This is a genomic window from Micromonospora sp. WMMA1363, assembly GCF_030345795.1.
Taxonomy (GTDB): domain Bacteria; phylum Actinomycetota; class Actinomycetes; order Mycobacteriales; family Micromonosporaceae; genus Micromonospora.
The window spans coordinates 4,125,954-4,143,100 of record NZ_JAUALB010000001.1 but is presented as its reverse complement, the minus strand read 5'-3'; the positions used below and the strand labels follow the sequence as shown (position 1 = coordinate 4,143,100).

At 69.7% G+C, this 17,147-nt stretch carries 20 protein-coding genes, 1 tRNA gene and 1 pseudogene; 5 read left to right on the top strand and 17 right to left on the bottom strand.

Features of this window, described 5'->3' with window-relative positions; translation table 11 throughout:
- Window positions 1-4: 4 nt before the first annotated feature.
- Together QTQ03_RS19300 and QTQ03_RS19295 are read right to left on the bottom strand one after the other, a co-directional pair.
- On the bottom strand, window positions 5-1,372 hold the full coding sequence (locus QTQ03_RS19300) for a class E sortase (RefSeq protein WP_289279265.1): 1,368 nt from the start codon (window positions 1,370-1,372) through the stop codon (window positions 5-7).
- Window positions 1,369-2,175, bottom strand: a complete 807-nt coding sequence (locus QTQ03_RS19295; RefSeq protein WP_289279264.1) for a DUF881 domain-containing protein — start codon at window positions 2,173-2,175, stop codon at window positions 1,369-1,371. The genes QTQ03_RS19300 and QTQ03_RS19295 overlap by 4 nt, the downstream gene beginning before the upstream one ends.
- A 220-nt stretch (window positions 2,176-2,395) precedes the next feature.
- On the opposite strand from QTQ03_RS19295, the gene QTQ03_RS19290 reads away from it, so the two are divergent.
- From QTQ03_RS19290 to QTQ03_RS19280, 3 genes are all read left to right on the top strand, one after another.
- Window positions 2,396-2,659, top strand: coding sequence for a cell division protein CrgA (locus QTQ03_RS19290; protein ID WP_289279263.1), 264 nt, complete (start codon window positions 2,396-2,398; stop codon window positions 2,657-2,659).
- 311 nt (window positions 2,660-2,970) lie between these two features.
- The gene (locus QTQ03_RS19285) at window positions 2,971-5,193 is read left to right on the top strand and encodes a (Fe-S)-binding protein (RefSeq protein ID WP_289279262.1); all 2,223 of its coding nucleotides are present in this window, start codon (window positions 2,971-2,973) and stop codon (window positions 5,191-5,193) included.
- A 257-nt stretch (window positions 5,194-5,450) separates the two neighbouring features.
- Window positions 5,451-6,464: a C40 family peptidase gene (locus QTQ03_RS19280; protein WP_289279261.1), complete on the top strand. Its 1,014-nt coding sequence runs from the start codon at window positions 5,451-5,453 to the stop codon at window positions 6,462-6,464.
- Between the two features lie 133 nt (window positions 6,465-6,597).
- On the opposite strand, the gene dcd is transcribed toward QTQ03_RS19280, so the two are convergent.
- Complete coding sequence (gene dcd / locus QTQ03_RS19275) at window positions 6,598-7,176, bottom strand: dCTP deaminase (protein ID WP_289279260.1); 579 nt, start codon at window positions 7,174-7,176, stop codon at window positions 6,598-6,600.
- A 78-nt stretch (window positions 7,177-7,254) separates the two neighbouring features.
- Here dcd and QTQ03_RS19270 point away from each other — a divergent pair, with 78 nt between their 5' ends.
- Window positions 7,255-7,764 (top strand): pyridoxamine 5'-phosphate oxidase family protein, encoded by a 510-nt coding sequence (locus QTQ03_RS19270; RefSeq protein ID WP_353890601.1) that lies wholly within the window; start codon window positions 7,255-7,257, stop codon window positions 7,762-7,764.
- A gap of 548 nt (window positions 7,765-8,312) precedes the next feature.
- A tRNA-Gly gene (locus tag QTQ03_RS19265) sits at window positions 8,313-8,383 on the top strand.
- A gap of 55 nt (window positions 8,384-8,438) precedes the next feature.
- Here QTQ03_RS19265 and QTQ03_RS19260 read toward each other — a convergent pair.
- The 14 genes and pseudogenes from QTQ03_RS19260 to QTQ03_RS19195 form a co-directional block, all read right to left on the bottom strand.
- Window positions 8,439-9,584: a tyrosine-type recombinase/integrase gene (locus tag QTQ03_RS19260; protein WP_289279259.1), complete on the bottom strand. Its 1,146-nt coding sequence runs from the start codon at window positions 9,582-9,584 to the stop codon at window positions 8,439-8,441.
- Window positions 9,574-9,786, bottom strand: coding sequence for a helix-turn-helix domain-containing protein (locus tag QTQ03_RS19255; RefSeq protein WP_184680709.1), 213 nt, complete (start codon window positions 9,784-9,786; stop codon window positions 9,574-9,576). The genes QTQ03_RS19260 and QTQ03_RS19255 overlap by 11 nt, the downstream gene beginning before the upstream one ends.
- A 45-nt stretch (window positions 9,787-9,831) precedes the next feature.
- Window positions 9,832-11,603: pseudogene (locus QTQ03_RS19250) on the bottom strand (replication initiator).
- Entirely contained in the window at window positions 11,603-11,902 is a 300-nt protein-coding gene (locus QTQ03_RS19245) for a hypothetical protein (RefSeq protein ID WP_289279258.1), read from the bottom strand. The pseudogene QTQ03_RS19250 and the gene QTQ03_RS19245 overlap by 1 nt, the downstream one beginning before the upstream one ends.
- Window positions 11,899-12,714 carry a DUF2637 domain-containing protein gene (locus QTQ03_RS19240; RefSeq protein ID WP_289279257.1) on the bottom strand — a complete coding sequence of 272 codons (816 nt, stop codon included), beginning with the start codon at window positions 12,712-12,714 and terminating at the stop codon, window positions 11,899-11,901. The genes QTQ03_RS19245 and QTQ03_RS19240 overlap by 4 nt, the downstream gene beginning before the upstream one ends.
- Window positions 12,701-12,997, bottom strand: coding sequence for a hypothetical protein (locus QTQ03_RS19235; protein WP_289279256.1), 297 nt, complete (start codon window positions 12,995-12,997; stop codon window positions 12,701-12,703). Before QTQ03_RS19235 ends, QTQ03_RS19240 begins: the two co-directional genes overlap by 14 nt.
- Complete coding sequence (locus QTQ03_RS19230; RefSeq protein ID WP_184680719.1) at window positions 12,994-13,344, bottom strand: RRQRL motif-containing zinc-binding protein; 351 nt, start codon at window positions 13,342-13,344, stop codon at window positions 12,994-12,996. The genes QTQ03_RS19235 and QTQ03_RS19230 overlap by 4 nt, the downstream gene beginning before the upstream one ends.
- Window positions 13,341-13,640, bottom strand: coding sequence for a hypothetical protein (locus QTQ03_RS19225; RefSeq protein WP_289279255.1), 300 nt, complete (start codon window positions 13,638-13,640; stop codon window positions 13,341-13,343). The genes QTQ03_RS19230 and QTQ03_RS19225 overlap by 4 nt, the downstream gene beginning before the upstream one ends.
- Entirely contained in the window at window positions 13,640-14,080 is a 441-nt protein-coding gene (locus tag QTQ03_RS19220) for a DUF6197 family protein (RefSeq protein ID WP_289279254.1), read from the bottom strand. Before QTQ03_RS19220 ends, QTQ03_RS19225 begins: the two co-directional genes overlap by 1 nt.
- 86 nt (window positions 14,081-14,166) lie before the next feature.
- On the bottom strand, window positions 14,167-14,376 hold the full coding sequence (locus QTQ03_RS19215) for a hypothetical protein (RefSeq protein WP_289279253.1): 210 nt from the start codon (window positions 14,374-14,376) through the stop codon (window positions 14,167-14,169).
- Entirely contained in the window at window positions 14,373-15,242 is an 870-nt protein-coding gene (locus tag QTQ03_RS19210) for an FtsK/SpoIIIE domain-containing protein (RefSeq protein WP_289279252.1), read from the bottom strand. Before QTQ03_RS19210 ends, QTQ03_RS19215 begins: the two co-directional genes overlap by 4 nt.
- Window positions 15,243-15,305: 63 nt before the next feature.
- The gene (locus tag QTQ03_RS19205) at window positions 15,306-15,494 is read right to left on the bottom strand and encodes a hypothetical protein (protein WP_184690086.1); all 189 of its coding nucleotides are present in this window, start codon (window positions 15,492-15,494) and stop codon (window positions 15,306-15,308) included.
- Between the two features lie 15 nt (window positions 15,495-15,509).
- Window positions 15,510-16,397, bottom strand: a complete 888-nt coding sequence (locus tag QTQ03_RS19200) for a hypothetical protein (RefSeq protein ID WP_289280895.1) — start codon at window positions 16,395-16,397, stop codon at window positions 15,510-15,512.
- A gap of 297 nt (window positions 16,398-16,694) precedes the next feature.
- Complete coding sequence (locus QTQ03_RS19195) at window positions 16,695-17,015, bottom strand: hypothetical protein (protein ID WP_114919390.1); 321 nt, start codon at window positions 17,013-17,015, stop codon at window positions 16,695-16,697.
- Window positions 17,016-17,147: the final 132 nt, after the last annotated feature.

The following is a 17,147-nucleotide window of genomic DNA, read 5'->3' as shown; positions in this document are numbered from 1 at the left end:
GTCCTCAGTTCCCCAGCTCCGCCGGACGCCCCGCCGACTTTGCCTGTGTGCTGGTCAGCGTGGCGTGGATGATCAGACGCTCGTAGTTGTCGAACTTGGGGTTGCACGTCGTGAGGGTGAGCATTGCCGTGGTGGGCCGGGCACCGGGCTTCCCCGGCACGGGGGCCACCACCTCCACCTGAGTCGGCTTGACGACGTGGCTGCGGGTCACCCGGTAGACGTACCAGTTGTCGCGGTCCTCGACGACGACCACGTCGCCGGCGTCCAGCTCGTCGAGGCGCCAGAAGGTGGCACGGTTGCGGTGCCCGGCGACGGCGAAGTTGCCGACCTTGCCGGGCCGTGCACTCGACGGGTAGTGGCCCGGGGCGTACCGGATGTCCTTCTGGCCGATCCCCTCGACGACGACCCAGTTCTTGTCGAGCTTCGGGATGTAGAGACCGGCGATCGGCCTGCCCTGCACCGGGGTCGGCGGCTTGGCGGGGGTGGAGGTGGAGGCCCTGGGTGACGGTGAGACGGTCGGGTCGTCGCTGGGCTCCCACGCTTCGGCGAGCTGCTGGCTGAGGTCGTTCTGGTGGGCGTCGACGATGGCCGACTTGCCCCAGATTTCGTACCCGGCGAAGAGAAGCACCACCAGGCCGAAAGTGATGAGCAGCTCACCGGCGACCCGGACGCCGGCGCGCAGGCGGGAGCCGAACGTCGGGCGGGTCAGCTCCGAGTAGACGCTCTTGTAGCCCAGGCCGCTCTGCTCCGGGCGCAGCTTGACCACCCGCTCACCCCGTCGTGGCTGCGGCGGCTCCGACTCACCGGCCCCGCTGGCGGGCTCCTCCGTACGGGACGGACGGGGGACCGCCCCCATCAGGGCGGTCGAGTCCAGCGCCGGTGCGGGCGGCGTACGACCGGACACCGCTGGGATGAGCGCTGTGGCGCCCGGGTCGCCGGGGGGCGGCTGAGTAGCGGCCGGCGGTGCCCCGGCACTCCGCGTCGCCGAGTCGGTCGTCGGCTTCGGGTCGGCTTGCGGCCTCCGGCTGGTACTCCGGCCCGTAGTCGCTGGCGGGATGAACGCGGTGGGGGCGTCTGTCACCGCCGTCGGGGCGACTTGGTCGCGCGGCGGTGCGGCCGGAACTGCCCAGCGCGGCGGCGCGGGCGAATCCGGTGGACCGGGTGGGTCGTCGGCTCGGGTGGGGTCCAGGTCCCGTGGAGCGGCCACCGGCTCGCGGCCGGGCGGGCCGTCGGCTCGGGTCTGACTGGTCAGGGAGGTCACGGACCGGGCCGACGACTGGAGGTTCGGGCGGTCGACCGTCGGCAGGAACGCCGTGGGGTCGTCGCCGCGATCCCGGTGCCGGCCGTCCCAGCCCTCCGGTGCCCTGGTCACCTGGGCACCGTCGCCGAGCGAAGCGTGGTCGAACCGTCGAACGCCGGGACCGTGACGGTGGCGACGGTCTCCTTGTAACCCAGCTGGTAGGTGTCGGCCAGGTCCCTGAACAACCGGACTCCCTCAGACTCGGCGAGGGCCCGCTGAAGGGCGGCGGGATCGCCGATCGCTACGATCGTGAACGGAGGGGAGTACACCCGGCCGTGTAGCAGCAGGGTGTTACCTACGCAGCGTACCGCGCTGGTGGCGAGTACGCGGACATCCATGATTGACATGGCCTCCGCGCCTCCGGCCCACAGCGCGTTCACCACCGCCTGCACGTCGCTCTGGTGGACCACCAGGTCGTCGTTGGTCACCCCGCCTGGAAGGGGGTTGTCCGTCCGGCGTGACGGCGCGTCGTTCAACTCCACCGTCAGCCCTGGCCCGCTCAGCGCCGTGAATCCGGCGGCCTCTCGGTTCGCGCCCACCCGGACCTGCTGCTCGTTGACCGGCCCGTCCGACTCGGCCAGGGCGGCGGTGCGCGCCTCGACGTCTCTTCGGAGCGTGGCGGCCCGTTCCTCGCGCGCGACCACGTCCTCTCGGCGATCCTCGATCAGCTGTCTGAGCTCGGGTCGCCGGTCCTCGCGCAGGGTCGTACCGCCAGCCGTGGTGGCGGTGGTGGTCATGAGCAACCCGGCGGTCGCGGCGATCAGTGGCACCCCGATCGACCATCCGGGGCGTCGTTGCCGCGGGCGGCGCAGCAGCGCGGCGACGGCCCGTCGCAGCGCCTTCCGCCAGGAGGCGGTGCCGGATGTGTACTCCACGGGGTGTCCTCCCCTCGTCACGTGCCAGCTCGTCCCGGCTACGCCGCCGGTACCGCGACCCGTCCCTCTTTCGGGGGTCGGGAACGTCGGAGCAGACCCTTTCGTGGCCTGGACGGTTCTTCGGGACTACGCTAGCTGTCGAACATTATTGGCCAAGGACCGTCGCCCTCGCGCCCGGTTGTCAGGCCGGACGAGGTCGTCACCCCCTCTGGAGAGCGTCGTGCCCAAGTCTCAGGTCCGCAAGAAGAAGGTGTACACCCCGCCATCGGACGTGCGTCCGACGGCGACGGCGGCGACGCGTAAGCCTAGCCCGGTGTGGCTGCCGATCTCGGCGGTCTCGCTCATCGTCCTCGGCATCGGCTGGCTGGTGATCTACTACCTGTCCGCCCAGGAGTACCCAGTCATGTCGTGGGGTTACTGGAACCTCGCGGTGGGCTTCGGTGCCATGGTTGGCTCCCTGATCCTGCTCTCGCGCTGGCGCTGAGCACCGCCGCGCTGGCGCTGAGCACCGCCTGCTCCGACCATGCGGGCGGGAATCGCGTCACTGGTCCCGCCCCCTGCCCGGCGGCACCGGGCGGGGCGACCTATGGTGTGTGCGCAGGGCAGCGCGGTCTGGATGCGAGAAGGCTCACGTTACCGCTGGGTAACCTAGCGCGTAGGCTGCACTGCATGACCGAGCGGAGCGAGGTCATCGACCGGTCCGGTCGAGGGCGCGGCAGCGGTGACGCACCGACCGTGCCCTGACCCGGCCGGCCGCGGAGCCGCGACGCAGCAGTAGACCGGGAGGCCGACTCGATGGGCAGCGTCCAGATCGTCACCACGATCGTCGCGGTCGCCATCACCGCCGTGGCGGTGTGGCTCGCCGTGCGGGCGGTCATGAAGATGCTGGCCGTGGTTCGGCAGGGTCAGCCGGATCCGTCCCGCCGCACCGACCTGGCCACCCGTACGAAGACCATGCTGGCTGAGACCGCCGGTCACACCCGGATGCTCCGGTGGAGCCTGGTGGGGGCCGCGCACTGGTTCGTGATGGTCGGCTTCATCGTGCTGTCGCTGCTGGTGCTGGAGGCGTACTTCGAGGTCGTCTCGCCCACCGGTGGGCTGCCGCTGGTCGGCGGATGGGTCCTCTACGGCCTGGTCACCGAGTGGCTCGGCATCCTCGGCCTGGTCAGCATCCTGCTACTGATCACGATCCGCCTCCGTAACCGGCCGACCCGGCCCGGCGGGAAGTCGCGGTTCACCGGCTCCACCATGTGGCAGGGCTACTTCGTCGAGGCCGTGATCCTCGCCGTGCTGATCATGGGCTTCGTCATCCGGGGCTTCAAGGTCGCCACCGACCACTTCGAGTATCCGGTCTGGGCGGCCCCGCTCAGCCACGCTGTCGGCGGCCTGCTGCCGAACTGGGCGGCCGGCGTGAGTGTCGCCGCCCTAATCAAGATCACGATTTCGATGACCTGGCTCATCGTGATCGCGCTGAACGTGACCATGGGCGTGGCCTGGCACCGCTTTCTGGCCTTCCCCAACATCTTCTTCAAACGCGACCCGGGTCGAAAGGGCTCCGGCCTCGGGGCACTGCGGCCGATGATGAGCGAGGGCAAGCCCCTCGACTTCGAGGAGGCCGACCCGGAGAAGGACCAGTTCGGCGTCGCTCAGGTCGAGCAGTTCACCTGGAAGGGCCTGCTGGACTTCAGCACCTGCACCGAGTGCGGCCGCTGCCAGTCGCAGTGCCCGGCCTGGAACACGGGCAAGCCGCTGTCGCCGAAGCTGCTGGTGCTCAGCCTGCGCGACCACGCGTACGCGAAGGCTCCGTACCTGCTGGCCGGTGGCGGCAAGGACCTGACCGGTGCGGAGAAGGCCACCGCCGCGCAGCTCGCCCACGTCGACGTGCTGGCGCTCGCCGAGGCTGAGAATCCGCTGGTCGGCACCGCCGAGGAGAACGGCGTCATCGACCCGGACGTGCTCTGGTCCTGTACGACCTGTGGCGCCTGCGTCGAACAGTGCCCGGTCGACATCGAGCATGTCGACCACATCGTCGACATGCGCCGCTACCAGGTGCTCATCGAGTCCAGCTTCCCGTCCGAAGCCGGCGTGATGCTGCGCAACCTGGAGAACAAGGGCAACCCGTGGGGTGCCCCGCCGAACACCCGGGAGGACTGGACCAAGGGTCTCGACTTCGAGGTGCCCCGGGTCGGCGAGGCCGAGGACTTCGAGTATCTGTTCTGGGTCGGCTGCGCCGGCGCCTTCGAGGACCGGGCCAAGAAGACCACCCGCGCGGTCGCCACGCTGCTACACGAGGCGGGCGTCTCCTTCGCCATCCTCGGCGAGGGCGAGACCTGCACCGGCGACCCGGCCCGCCGGATCGGCAACGAGTTCGTCTTCCAGATGCTCGCCCAGCAGAACGTCGAGGTGCTCAACGAGGCGTTCGAGGGTCGGGAGAAGAGCAGGAAGAAGATCGTCGCGACCTGCCCGCACTGCTTCAACACACTCGGCAACGAGTACGGCCAGCTCGGCGGAGAGTTCGAGGTCGTGCACCACACCCAACTGCTGGCGCACCTGGTCAGTACCGGCAAACTCACCCCGGTGCAGCCGGTCGACGGTGGGGTCACCTACCACGACCCCTGCTACCTGGGCCGGCACAACCGGGTCTTCGCCCCGCCTCGCGAGGTGCTGGGCGCTGCTCTCGGCGGTGCCGAGGACGCCGCTGGCCGCGACGGCGGCTTGATCGAGATGCCGCGCAACAGCGAGCGCTCCTTCTGCTGCGGCGCCGGCGGCGCCCGGATGTGGATGGAGGAGCGGATCGGCAAGCGCATCAACGTGGACCGCGTCGAAGAGGCGATGGCCACGGGCGCGAAGACGGTCGCGGTCGGCTGCCCGTTCTGCTCGACGATGCTCAACGACGGTGTGAACGGCAAGGGTGCCAGCGAGGAGGTCGAGGTGGTCGACGTGGCCAGCGTGCTGCTTCGCTCCGTCCGACCGGAGCGGGCATCGGGCGAGAAGCAGGACGAGCCGGTCGTCGGCTGACGCGTACCCTTGGATCGACGGCGGCGGCACCGGTGCCGCCGCCGTCAGCGCGTACGCCCTCCGTATCGGCACCCGTGACCTTCCGCCTCCCGCGGGTACCCATGGTGCGCGCCCGGTAGCACAGCAGTGACGGAGGCGTCGGTCGCCTTGATTCTGTATCGGACCTTCCCTAATGTGAGGCGTCGGCCGCTGTGGATCGTCTGTCTCGCCCCTTCCCCGTCGCGAGGCGCCCGGCGGTCAGGTTGCAAAAGGAGTCGGTGCCGGTGGCAACCACGCCCCCTCATCGTCCCGCCTCGGGACGGGTCCGCCGTCCAGGCGGCCTGCGCCGGGTCGTCCACCGTCTGCTCACCTTGGTGGCCGCCGTTGCCGTCGGCGCCGGAGCACTCGCGGCGCCCGCGTTCGCCGAGCCGTCCGTCGACGAGATCGAGGCCGCGATCGACAAGCAGTGGGCCCAGTTGGAGCCCACGATCGAGCAGTACAACAAGGTCCGCGCGCAGCTCAGGATCAACCGCAAGAAGTCGGACGAGCTGGCAGAGAAGATAGCGCCGCTCGCCCTACAGAGCGAGATGGCGATGAACCGGGTTGGCGACCTCGCCTCGCGGTACTACATCACCGGGCCGTCGCAGGAGATCGGCGCGCTGCTGACCAACACGCGGCCGAGCGCTCTCGGCGAGCAGCTCGCCATGCTGGACCGGCTCGCGCTTCAGGAGCGCAAGCAACTGGAGGGCGTACTGGCCATCCGTAAGAAGTACGACGAGCAGAAGGCCGCGCTCGACACGCTGATCGCGGCGCAGGACAAGCAGGGGCGCCAGCTCGCGGCGAAGAAGAAGGAGATCGACGCCGAGATCAAGCGCCTCGAGGCCGCGCTGCCGGTGACGACGGTGAAGACCGAGAAGTGCCCGACGATCAACGGCGTGGTCAGCGAGGCCGCCCGGACCGCCATCAAAACCGCGTGCGCGCAGATCGGCGACCCGTACGTGTGGGGCGCCATCGGGCCGAACTCGTTCGACTGCTCCGGCCTTACGCAGTACGCGTACAAGGCGGCCGGGATCTACCTGACCCACTACACGGGCGCCCAGTGGGGCCAGGGCAAGGCGATCAAGCGCGCCGACGCCCGCCCCGGCGACCTGGTGTTCTTCTACACCGACCTGCACCACGTCGGCCTGTACCTCGGCAGCGACAAGATGGTGCACGCGCCCAGGACCGGCAAGCCGGTCCAGGTCTCCAGCATCAACACCATGCCGGTCGCCGGGTTCCGCCGGCCCGGCTGATCCGGCGGCAGCGGACCAAGGGCCCCGGGACGACGCCGCCCTGTCGTGCCGGGGCCCTCGTCGCGTGCCCCGGTCGGTGACCGGTAACTGCCCCGGCGGCCGGGTTCGTGCGGAGGCCAGCCGGCGGAGGACGTCAGCGGGTCGGCCAGGTACGCCAGTTCTGCCAGGAACGGCTCGGCGTCGGCCCGCGCTGCCCCTGGTACCGCGACCCGTAGACGGCCGATCCGTACGGGTGCTCGGCGGGCGAGGAGAGGCGGAAGATGCAGAGCTGACCGATCTTCATGCCCGGCCACAGCGTGATCGGCAGGTTCGCCACGTTGGACAGCTCCAGCGTCACGTGGCCGGTGAAGCCGGGGTCGATGAAGCCGGCGGTCGAGTGGGTGAGCAGCCCGAGTCGGCCCAGCGAACTCTTGCCCTCCAGCCGGCCGGCGAGCTGGTCGCCGAGCGAGATCACCTCGACCGTCGAGGCGAGCACGAACTCCCCCGGGTGCAGCACGTACGGTTCACCGTCGGGGACCTCGACCACGGAGGTCAGGTCGTCCTGTTGCCGTGCCGGGTCGATGTGGGTGTACAGGTGGTTGTTGAAGACCCGGAAGAGCTTGTCCAGCCGTACGTCGATGCTCGACGGCTGGACCAGGGCGGGATCGAACGGCTCCAGTGCCAGTGCGCCGGCCTTGATCTCGGTGACCAGGTCGCGGTCGGAGAGCAGCATCGCACCACCATAGCGAGCCGGTTGTCCGGCGCCCGTGTCGGTATGTTTCTTCGTACGGGTGTTCGATAGACTGCCGGCATGGCTACCTGGTCCGAATTCGCCGCCGACGAGCCTCGCCTCGCCGACGGGATCCGTCGCCTCCTCCAGCAGTACGGACCGGGTCTGGGCTACCTGGCCACGGTCCGCGCGGACGGTGGTCCCCGGGTGCACCCGGTCTCCCCCGTCATCGCCGACGAGGGCCTGTTCTGCTTCGTGATCGACTCACCAAAGCGGCGTGACCTGGAGCGTGACGGGCGCTACGCGCTTCACTCCTTCCCCGCCGAGGAGAGTGACGACGAGGCGTACGTCGCGGGCCACGCCCGGCCGGTGACGGATTCGGCGCGGGTGGCCCGCCTGGCCCGCCTACACCGCGCGACCTCCCAGGTGGACTGGCGGCTGTTCGAGTTGACCGTCGATGTCGCGATGCTCGCCCGGCATGACTCGGTGGGTGGGCGGGCCCGGCCCGCCGTCCAGGTCTGGTTGGATCCGGCGGCCCGCCGTGTGCCCGAGGACTGTGTGGCCGGCCCCGCTTTCCGCCCAGCGGCCTGACAGACGGGGCAGCCGGTGCCGCGTCGGTGCGGGCTCCGAGTCGGATCCGGCCACCGGGCGAGGGCCAACTGGTTCGCGTCGTGCTTGACCGCCGCCCGGGCCGAGCCTTGGATGTGGCCAGCGCGTTGCCCGGCCCGCACACCTCACTCGCCGCGGAGGCGGCGAGGGGCGTGCTGGCGGAGCCTGCCACCGGCAGATGTCGACCGTGGTGACGCCGAGGAGTAGCGCGAACGGTGTGCACCCAATGCTGGCGTTACGACGAGTCAGCAGGTTGGGGCCGAGTCCCATGGGCTCACCTTTTCTGGCGGCGCGAAGGGGTTGTGCTGCGCCGTGGCTGGAAACGTGTGGCAGGCGCCCCGTTCCACAGATAGATCGAGGGATACCCATGTATGCAGGGATGATGCTTCTTCCTGTCATGGTTCGACTCATGGTCGACGTTGCAGCGGCTGCTGCCCATCCGTACCACCCCGTGGCCGTCACCCGGCCCTGGGTGTCGCCGGGTACCTGGGTGCGCGGAGGGCGTTGCCTCAGGTACAGTGGTGCCGCTTGCGGGTGTAGTTCAATGGCAGAACATCAGCTTCCCAAGCTGACAGTGCGGGTTCGATTCCCGTCACCCGCTCCGGGTTGAGGCCCAGGTCAGGACACGTTTCCGACCTGGGCCTCAATCATGCCCGTCACTTCTTGGTCTTGCCGTGCCCCTTGCGTGCCCGATCGCGGCTCTTCTTGATCTGCTCGCTGAGGCCATCGGCGATGTGCTGGTCACGCTCCTGGGCGGTGTGCTGGTAGATCAGCGCGGCGCGGGTCGAGGCGTGGCCCATCCGGGCCATCAGGTCGGCGAGGCTGGCCCCGGTTCGTGAGGCGAGCGTGTTGCCGGTGTGCCGCAGGTCGTGGAAGTGGAAGCCCGGCAGGCCAACCGCCGCCACGGACGCCCGCCAATTGCAGGTGCGCTGGAAGTTGGAGCGGCGCAGGACCGCGCCGGTAGCGCCGGTGAAGACGAGCGCGTCCTGGTCCTCGTCGACGAAGTCGTCCAGGTGTGCGCGGACCTCGCGGCGGATCGCCGCCGGGATGGTGACGGTGCGCAGGCCGGCATCGGTCTTGGGCGGGCCGAAAGTCAGCGTGCCGTCCTGGCGCTCGACCAGAGTCGCGCGGACCGTCAGGGTCCGACAGCGCGGGTCGAAGTCGCGGCGGCGAAGGGCGGCCAGCTCTCCGTAGCGGAGGCTGGCGAAGGCGGCCAGCAGGATGAGGACGCGGAGGCGTCGAGGCACGAGGTCCGCGAGCTGGAAGACCTGGGCGACGCTCGCAGTCGGTCGTTCGGCCGGCCGTTCGATGCCCGCGCCCTGGATGCGACAGGGGTTACGTTGGATCAGTTCGTCGTCAACGGCGGTGTTCAGCACGGCGCGGAGAAGGCGATACGCCTTGGCCGTCATGGTGGCGCTGACTCCCTCGGTTACGAGGTCAGCACGCCAAGCCCGGATGGCACCGGGAGTGAGGTCGGTGAGCAAGTAGTCGCCGAGTCTCGGCGCGATGTACTTGCGGTGGAGCCAGCGGTAGAGATCCAGGGTGCGAGGTCGCAGACCCGGCCGGTGGTCGATCCACTCGCTGAGGTAGTCACCGAGGGAGATCCGGCCGAGATCCGGGTTGCGCCACGTGCCCCGGATCATGTCCGCCTCGATCGCGGTGAGCCACCGGTTGGCGTCCGTCTCGGTGGCGAAGGTCCGGGGCGCGGGTCGGTCGATGCCGGTGGGGTCGGGGTAGCGGGCCTGGAAGCGGCCGGACGGCAGTTTGCGGACGCGGCCGAAGCGGCGCTTCTTAGGCGGCATAACGGGTTTCTCCCTTCGTGTACGTGAGGACCGGTCGGATGGGTTCGACCTGCCCTTGTTGGATGTAGTCGGCCACGTCGTCAGGGTCGAATCGGACGTACTTGCCGACCTTGTAGAAGCGGATGCGGCGCTCGGCGACGATGCGGCGCACGAAGCGCACACCCGTGCCGAGGCGTTGCGCGGCTTGCTCGACGGTGAGCATGTCGACGTCATGGGGTTCGTTCAGGGCGATCTCCTTCCAGACCGATCAAGCAGCGGCCGGCACGGTGCCGGTCGGGGTGCCGAGTTCATGGGCGAGTTCTTCGCGGCCGGCGGCGTGTCGTGCGCGGGCGAGGGCGGCGGCGGTGTTGGCGAGCAAGGCGTCTCCGGTGGTGTGCCAGCCGACGCCGGCGAAGGTGAGGGTGCCGACGATGAGGGTGGTGTCGTCGAGGTGGTCGACGGCCCGGATGGGTTCGGCGCCCTGGTCCTGGTCCTCGCTGCGGCGATAGGTGACGCGGGTGTCGCGCAGGAGTTGGAAGGTGACGGAGTAGCGGCGGGCCTTAGTGAGGAAGTGGCCGCCGAAGCCGAGCATGTGAGCCCACCGCCGCAGCCGGGCGTAGGGGTTAGCGTTGGCCGGCTTCGTCGATTCAGCGTCAAGGGCGGCTTGACGCTGGGCGACGCAGACGGGGCAGGCGGCGTAGCGGGTGTGGGTGCCGCAGTCGGGACACTGCCAGCGCTCCACGAAGCCGGGTCGGGGCCGAGGCTCCCGAGGTCGCTGCGACAGGGGCACGGGGGTGCTGGTGGGTCGGCCGATACGCCAGCAGGCGTCAATGAGGCGGGCGGTGTGGTCGCCGTCGCAGTCGGCGTAGTCGCCGATGCTGTCGGCGGTGAGGCGGGTGGAGCGGTGTCCGGTGGCTTCGGTGCTCTTGGTGGCGTACTTGGCGAGGTAGCCGGCGACCTGGCTGTCGGTGACCTCACCACGGCCGGTGAGCGAGATAGGTCGGATCTCTGCTTGCTCGCCCCAGGCGATGTGCCAGCCCTGTGGCCGGTCGGGGTGGCCGGGGGTGGTCAAGGCAACCCGCTCGGCGGCCTGTCGGAGCGCGTCGACGAGGTCGGCGACGGTGAACCCGAGCGGTGGCGGGACGACGGCGGCCGGGTCGTGCGGGTCGACGCCGTCCAGGCGTACGAGAGCGTGAAAGTGAACCGCGCCGCGTGCCTGGAACTCGGCGGCCTTGCCGTGCGACAGCCGGACCGGGGGAACCTTGCGGATCTTCCCGGACGGGGTAACCAGCTCGACCGGGGGGATGCCGCGTCGGCGGGCGAGTTGGGCGAGCCACCGTTCCGCGGCTTGCTTGGTGCGGTGCCACAGCATGCCGGAGAACAGGTTCCACACGACCTGGTGGTCGTGGTCGTAGCAGTCGAGGCAGAACGGCTGTCCGAGGACGGTGTCTCCGGGTTCGTGGCGTGCCCAGCACACGGCGGGCCGCCCATGGACGCACAAGCCGGCGTTGCGGCGGGCGTGGCAGGGGTCGGGCCGGCAGTCGCACCGCTTGCGGTTGGTGCAAGTGTGCCGACTGACCACGCGCGCGTGGACGGTGCCGAAGGACGGGGCGGTGAAGGTCGGGAACACCGCCGGGTGTCGGGACACCGTTGCGGGGACGCCTTTGCCGCCGACGAGGCCGGCGCGCAGGAGTTGGTAGGCGTCGCGTTGGTAGGTCTGGGCGCAGGTGGGGCAGACGGTGGCGCGGCGGTTGCCGCACGCCTTGTAGATGGCGGCGTCGGGCATGGAGTCGGTGTGCCGGGCGTCCAGGAGCCTGCCGGTGGCAGGTTCGACGGTGTAGAGACTGCCGGCCAGCCGGATGGGGCGGGTGCAGCCGGCGGCGGCGCGGACGTGTTCGATCCAGCCGAAGTAGTCGGGCTGGGTCGCGCGTTGGAAGGCGGAGCCGGCGGCGGTGTAGCCGTAGATGGTGGCGGTGGTGTCGGCGTTCGAGCCCACCCCCGGGCCGAAGCGCGGGGGGTGAGGTCCAGCGTCGACGCCATCAGGCGGCGTCCTTGCGGGGACGGGTGTGGTCGGGGCCGTGGTGGCCCATGAAGACCTCGGTGATGCGTCGGGTGGTGACGATGAGCCGGCAGGCGCCGCACTGGCGGTCGGCCGGTTCGTGTCGGTGGCACGCGATGGTGGTGGTCACCTGGCCGCAGCGGATGGTGACCGGGGTTCGGCAGGGTCCGCCGGGGGTGATGTCGACGATGGTGCGTCGGGTGTCGTAGGGGTGCGGCTCGTCCGGCCAGGCCGGGCAGGTGTGGGTGAGGTGGTTGATGTCGACGACGTGGATGGTCATCGGGCACCACCGGCGACGGGGGTGCCGTTGACGGCTGCGGTGTGGCCGTTGATGGTGTGCAGCAGTTCCCGGGCGATGGCCGGGGTGACGGTGAGCAGGGCGGCGAGTTCGTCGGCGGTGATGGGTCGGCCGTTGGTCTGCTCGTGCTGGCGGATGGCGAAGCGGGCGGTGGGCACCAGGTGCGCGGGGACCTCCGGCCGGGCGGCCGGGATCGGGGTGAGCGCGGGTGCGGCCATGGCGACCGGCGCGGCGGCCGGCGGGGTGTCGACGACGGCCGTCGCCTCGACGGTCTCGGGAGTGGGTTCGGTGGTCTGCTCGGCCTTGTTCGCCAGGTCGCGGGCGGCGGTGAGCAGGGCGGCGGCTTCGGCTTGGATGGCGGCGAAGTCGGGGCGGATGCGTCCGGCGACGAGTTCCACGCCGATGACGAGGACGACGACCAGGGCGAAGACCAGGCGTAGGCCGAGGCTGCCGGGAGAGGCGAAGTTGATGGTGGCCGACAGCAGCGCAGCGCAGGCGAACACCACCAGGGCTCCGCGCTTGGCGTCCTTGGCGATGCCGGAGGTGCGGACGACGGTCAGCATCGACACCATGGCGGCATCGAAGATCAGCGGCACGAGGTAGGCGAAGTAGCCGGCTTTTTGGGTCCACAGGTAGTGGCCCTGGTGTAGGTAGCTGGTGGCGAGTGCGCCGAGCAGAACGAAGCGGTTGTACCGCTTGATGGAGGCGATCGCCTTGAGCATGGCGGGTACGGCGTTGCGGGCGTACTCGGCGGCGAACTGTTCGGTGACGGCGGCGGGGTCAGTGCTCGACATGGGGAGTTACCTCCGGTGCCGGGATGGTGTCGAGGGGGATGAGGTCGACCACGCCGGAGCAGTGGGCGCACATGATCGGGGCCAGGCCCTGGGCGGCGAGCTGGTCGCGGAAGCAGGGCAGGCAGGTGAAGTCGGCCGGGAACAGCCCGTCGCCCTCGCACAGTGCGCAGGCACCGATGCAGACGGGGCAGGGCTTGTAGACCGGGCCGAGGATGTCGTGGATGCCGGCAGGGCTGCTGCCCTCGATGCACCACAGGCACGGGTCGGACAGGTGGAAGCTCACGACGGGTTCCCTTCGTGGCAGTCGAAGCAGCAGCCGTAGCGGCGGGGGATGTAGTAGGGCTGCACTTGGCCGCAGACGCGGCAGGTGCGGCGGGCGCGCAGTGCCTTCGCGATGGCGGCCCGCTGGGCCTCGGTGGCGGTGCGCTTGGGCGCGGCCAGGTCGAGGCGGTAGAGGTAGGCGACCCGCTTGCCGCGACGCCAGAGGATCTGGGCAACCGGGTAGTTGCCTCCGGGACGGAGGCCGGCGGCGCGCAGTTGCCGGCGGGTGGCCAGCCCTTGCGGGGCGAGGCGGTAGCGGTAGGTGGGGAACTCTTCGTCAGTCCCCGCGAAGTGGTAGGTGGTGGTCACGGCTTCTCACCGCCCCATCGCTGTTGGGCGGCTTGCTTGGAGATGCCGAGCCGGGTACCGATCTCCGACCAGGAGTAGCCGAAGGCCCGCAGGCCGACGACGGCCTCACCAATGGCCTCGTCGATGACAGCGGAGAGGGCGACGAGGTCGCGGAGGGCTTCGACGTCGCCGGTGGCGACGCGGCGGCCGTGGGCGCGGATGATGCGCCGGGCGAACGCGGCGAAGGCGTCGTTCTCGACGACCTCGCGGCGCTTCTGACGGGGGATACGCGTCAAGGACGCCTTGACGGTGAACATCAGTTCTCGCCTTCCTCGGTGTGGAGGCGGTCCCACTCGTCGGCAGCCGCCTCAAGGGCGGTGATGACCTGCTCGGCCGTGCGGCCGGGAACGTCGTTCCAGGAGTAGGGCAGGCAGCCGGAGTCGTCGTCGAGGACGAACCCGAGTTCGTCGGTCCAGTAGGCCGGCGTGTCGGTGTCGAGGTAGTCGGTGAACACGCGGACGGCGAAGAGGTAGTCGACCAAGGCGTCAGGGTCGAGCTGGGCGAAGTGCTCGATGCGGTGGCCGGTGCAGGCGATGCCGATGGCCCCGACGGCGCAGGCCGAGGGGGTGGGGGTGTCGGTGGTGGCGTAGTAGCTGCCCTGGTGCCAGCCGTGCCGGCTCAGGTAGAGAGCAGCCATCCGCAGCAGGTCAGCAGTGGTGACCGGTGCGGCGGTGGGTGGGTTGTGGGTAGCCTTCATGGCAGCCACGTCCTTTCAGATGGGCTTGGTGGGTGGTCGGCAGGACCAGAGCTGCTGCCAGGCGGGACCTGGTCCTGTCGGCCGATTCAGGTGGTGCGCAGCCGCAGGTAGCGGCGGTGCCTGGTGTCGTCGCCGCCCATACGGGTCGGCGCGGAGACGTAGACGAGTCGGCCGCTGGCCGAGGCGACGCGGATCATGGCGGCGATGTCCTCGGGACTACCGACGATCCACAGCTCGGTGAAGGTCGCGGCGTACTGGTTGTTGGCTTTGGCGTAGGTGCGCTCGCGGGTGGTCATGCCGCCATCTCCCATCCGGTCGGGTCGACGGCCGGGGTGCTGGTGCCGGTGGGGCGGCGGGTCCAGGCGGCGTAGTCGGCGATGTTGTAGATGTCGGTGTCGGTCAGGTAGGCCGCCTTGATGCGGCGGGGAACGCCACCTTCGGCCAGGAGGTAGGCCGCGCCCTGGTTGGTGGGGGCGATGTCGGAGGCGGTGTAGCCCTGCTCGGCCCAGCCTTGGCCGAGGATGATGTTCGAGCTGTTCAGCGAGGTGCAGCGGAACGCGGCCCGGTAGCCGAACAGGTCCCGCAGGCTGGCGGGGATGATGTCCCACGACGGCCGCTGCGTGGCGGCCACGACGGGCATGCCGCAGGCCCGGCCGAGGGAGACGAGCCCGCGCAAAAGGGTGGAGAACTCCTCCTGCTGCGCCTTGGTGCCGAGCACCGTGGAGAACATGGCGAGTTCGTCGATGACGGTGAGGATGACCGACATGCCGTCGCCGGGGGCGAGCTTGCGGCGCCGATTGGCGAGCAGCCAGGTGTAGCGGTTGGTGGCCACGACCAGGAGGCGACGCAGCACGTCGATGCCCTGCTCGATATCGGGGCCGATGAACGCATCCGCCAGGTCGCGCCAGGGGCCGAGTTCGACGAGCTTGGCGTCGAACAGCACAAGGCGGGTGTTGTCGCACAGGACGCCGTGGCCGCAGATGTTGTTGACCAGGCCGGACTTACCGCCGCCGGGCTCACCGGCAGCCAGGAGGTTGTGGTAGACGACGTCGAGGTAGACGGGCTGGCCGAACTCGTCGATCCCGATGAACACCGGGTCGAACATCGACAGGCCAGCACCCACCGGCACCGCCTCAGCGGTGGTGGGAATCGTGGTGGTCATGAGATGCGCTCCTTAGGTGGGCGCGGAACCCCAACAGGTGGAGAGTCCGCGCCCGTCGAACGGTCAGTCGGAAGGGGTGCAGGTGTGCTCGCGCTGCGAGCCGTGGCAGCCGCAGGCGAGGTAGCCGCCGGTGTCGAGCAACGGAAGCTCGGGACCGGTGTCGCAGTGGCCGTTGACGAGGCCGGACGAGTTGTGCTCGCGCACGTCCACGCCGCACTCGCGGGGGCAGGAGATGTAGTCGGATCGGTTCATCAGGGGTTGCTCCCGTCAGATCCAGTCGGAGGTGTCGTCGTCCGGCAGGGACGACGCGGAGGAAGCCGCCGGCTTGCTGCCGTTGGCGGTCGTGGCCGGCTTCTTCGCCGGCTTGCCCTGGGTCGGAAGGGTGATCGTCGGGGCGTCGACGTCCGGCAGGTCCAGGGCGGTGGGCACCGTCAGCGGCGACGCCGACACGGGCGCGTTGCGGTCGATGGCGTCGACCAGCGGGGAGCCCACGCGGGCGTTGAGCACCTCGCGGCGCTTGATGTCGAACCGCAGGTAGGCGGCGTTGCTCTCCCCGGCCCGCTCGATGAGCACGGTGGAGGCGTGGCAGGTCACGGCGATCTTGTCGAGCCGCGATTCCAGGTCCTTGGCCGACAGGCCCGGGCGCAGGTACACCCAGACCCGCTCACCGACCGGCGTGGGACGAGCCCACAGGATCAGCGGCAGCGAGCCGGACTGGTTGGCGATGATGAACTGCGCGAAGCACACGCGCAGCCGGTGGCGCACCACGAGGCACCATCCCCACGCCTTGACCTGGCGGCGAACTGCCGGGATGGCGGCGGGGACGCCGACGACCAGGGCGACAACGATCAGGGTCACCACGGTCGGGGTGTGGTTCGCGAGTTGCACCCAGCCGGTCAGCAGTCCGGCACTCAGCAGGGTTTCCGGGGTCCACCACCACAGCAGCCGGATCACCGGCCAGATCCGCACGAGCAGCCACACGAGGCCGCCGGTCGGAACGCCGATCAGGGCACCGACGAACAGGGCCACGATCGGGTGCCAGTAGGCGGCGGCCACCACGGCCGACAGGACGCCGACGATGACGGCGGTGAGGATGAACGCCATGCGGGCGTTACGCGCGGAGGAACGGTGCACCTTGGCCTCGATGACCGTCACCGTTCCGGTTGACTTGCCGCCGAAGCGGCGGGGGCTAGACTTGGACACGACGAGTCCTCCCAATGCCAGTTGGGTCGGATGAGTGGCGGCACCGGGGTCGGCAGACGTAGGAGTCAGTACCGACCCCGGGCCATTTCTTCGGGGTTGTCACCACTGCCAGGTGGCGACCGGACCGGGAGAAGTAGGAGTCAGGAACAACTCCCGGAACCGCATGGGTTGGAGTTCAGCGGACCGTCAGGCCGCTTGGCGCGGTGGCCACGGACACCAGTGGCACACACAGCACGACGTGCGATGGACCTACTTGCCGGCCGAACTACCGTTCTTCGGCTTCAGGGACACCGCCCGGAACGCGACGCCGTTACGCCCGTTGGTCGCCCACGGGATGGCCTCCAACTGCTCGACCGCCAGGAAGTCGCCCACCTTCACGTTCGGCTTCTCACCCGCCGTGGTGATGGTGATGACCTCCCCGCCCGTCTCGTCGAGAACGAAGACCTGGGTGGACCACATCAGCCGGCCCGTGTTCTTCTCGGACTTCTGGTTGCCGTTCTGGTCGTTCTTCGGCTCCGGGTCCTTCGACGCCGTCACCTGCTTGCTCGTGGTGTCCACGTACAGCTTCAAAGCCGTCTCCTGTCTGCTGCGGCACCGCTCGTCGGTGCACTCCGCTGTCTTCATGTCTTCATGAAGACGTATAGACAAGGTACGACGGCCGTCCGATCGCGTCAAGACTTCATGAAGACCTAAACTGAGACC

Bases quoted from the DNA above. Each gene is read 5' to 3' on its own strand.
- QTQ03_RS19270 (WP_353890601.1), top strand. From the start codon at position 7,255: ATGGCTACCTGGTCCGAATTCGCCGCCGACGAGCCTCGCCTCGCCGAC.
- QTQ03_RS19205 (WP_184690086.1), bottom strand. From the start codon at position 15,494: ATGAACCGATCCGACTACATCTCCTGCCCCCGCGAGTGCGGCGTGGAC.
- QTQ03_RS19260 (WP_289279259.1), bottom strand. From the start codon at position 9,584: ATGCCGCCTAAGAAGCGCCGCTTCGGCCGCGTCCGCAAACTGCCGTCC.
- QTQ03_RS19220 (WP_289279254.1), bottom strand. From the start codon at position 14,080: ATGAAGGCTACCCACAACCCACCCACCGCCGCACCGGTCACCACTGCT.
- QTQ03_RS19285 (WP_289279262.1), top strand. From the start codon at position 2,971: ATGGGCAGCGTCCAGATCGTCACCACGATCGTCGCGGTCGCCATCACC.
- dcd (WP_289279260.1), bottom strand. From the start codon at position 7,176: ATGCTGCTCTCCGACCGCGACCTGGTCACCGAGATCAAGGCCGGCGCA.
- QTQ03_RS19240 (WP_289279257.1), bottom strand. From the start codon at position 12,714: ATGTCGAGCACTGACCCCGCCGCCGTCACCGAACAGTTCGCCGCCGAG.
- QTQ03_RS19255 (WP_184680709.1), bottom strand. From the start codon at position 9,786: ATGCTCACCGTCGAGCAAGCCGCGCAACGCCTCGGCACGGGTGTGCGC.
- QTQ03_RS19245 (WP_289279258.1), bottom strand. From the start codon at position 11,902: ATGACCATCCACGTCGTCGACATCAACCACCTCACCCACACCTGCCCG.
- QTQ03_RS19215 (WP_289279253.1), bottom strand. From the start codon at position 14,376: ATGACCACCCGCGAGCGCACCTACGCCAAAGCCAACAACCAGTACGCC.
- QTQ03_RS19225 (WP_289279255.1), bottom strand. From the start codon at position 13,640: ATGTTCACCGTCAAGGCGTCCTTGACGCGTATCCCCCGTCAGAAGCGC.
- QTQ03_RS19210 (WP_289279252.1), bottom strand. From the start codon at position 15,242: ATGACCACCACGATTCCCACCACCGCTGAGGCGGTGCCGGTGGGTGCT.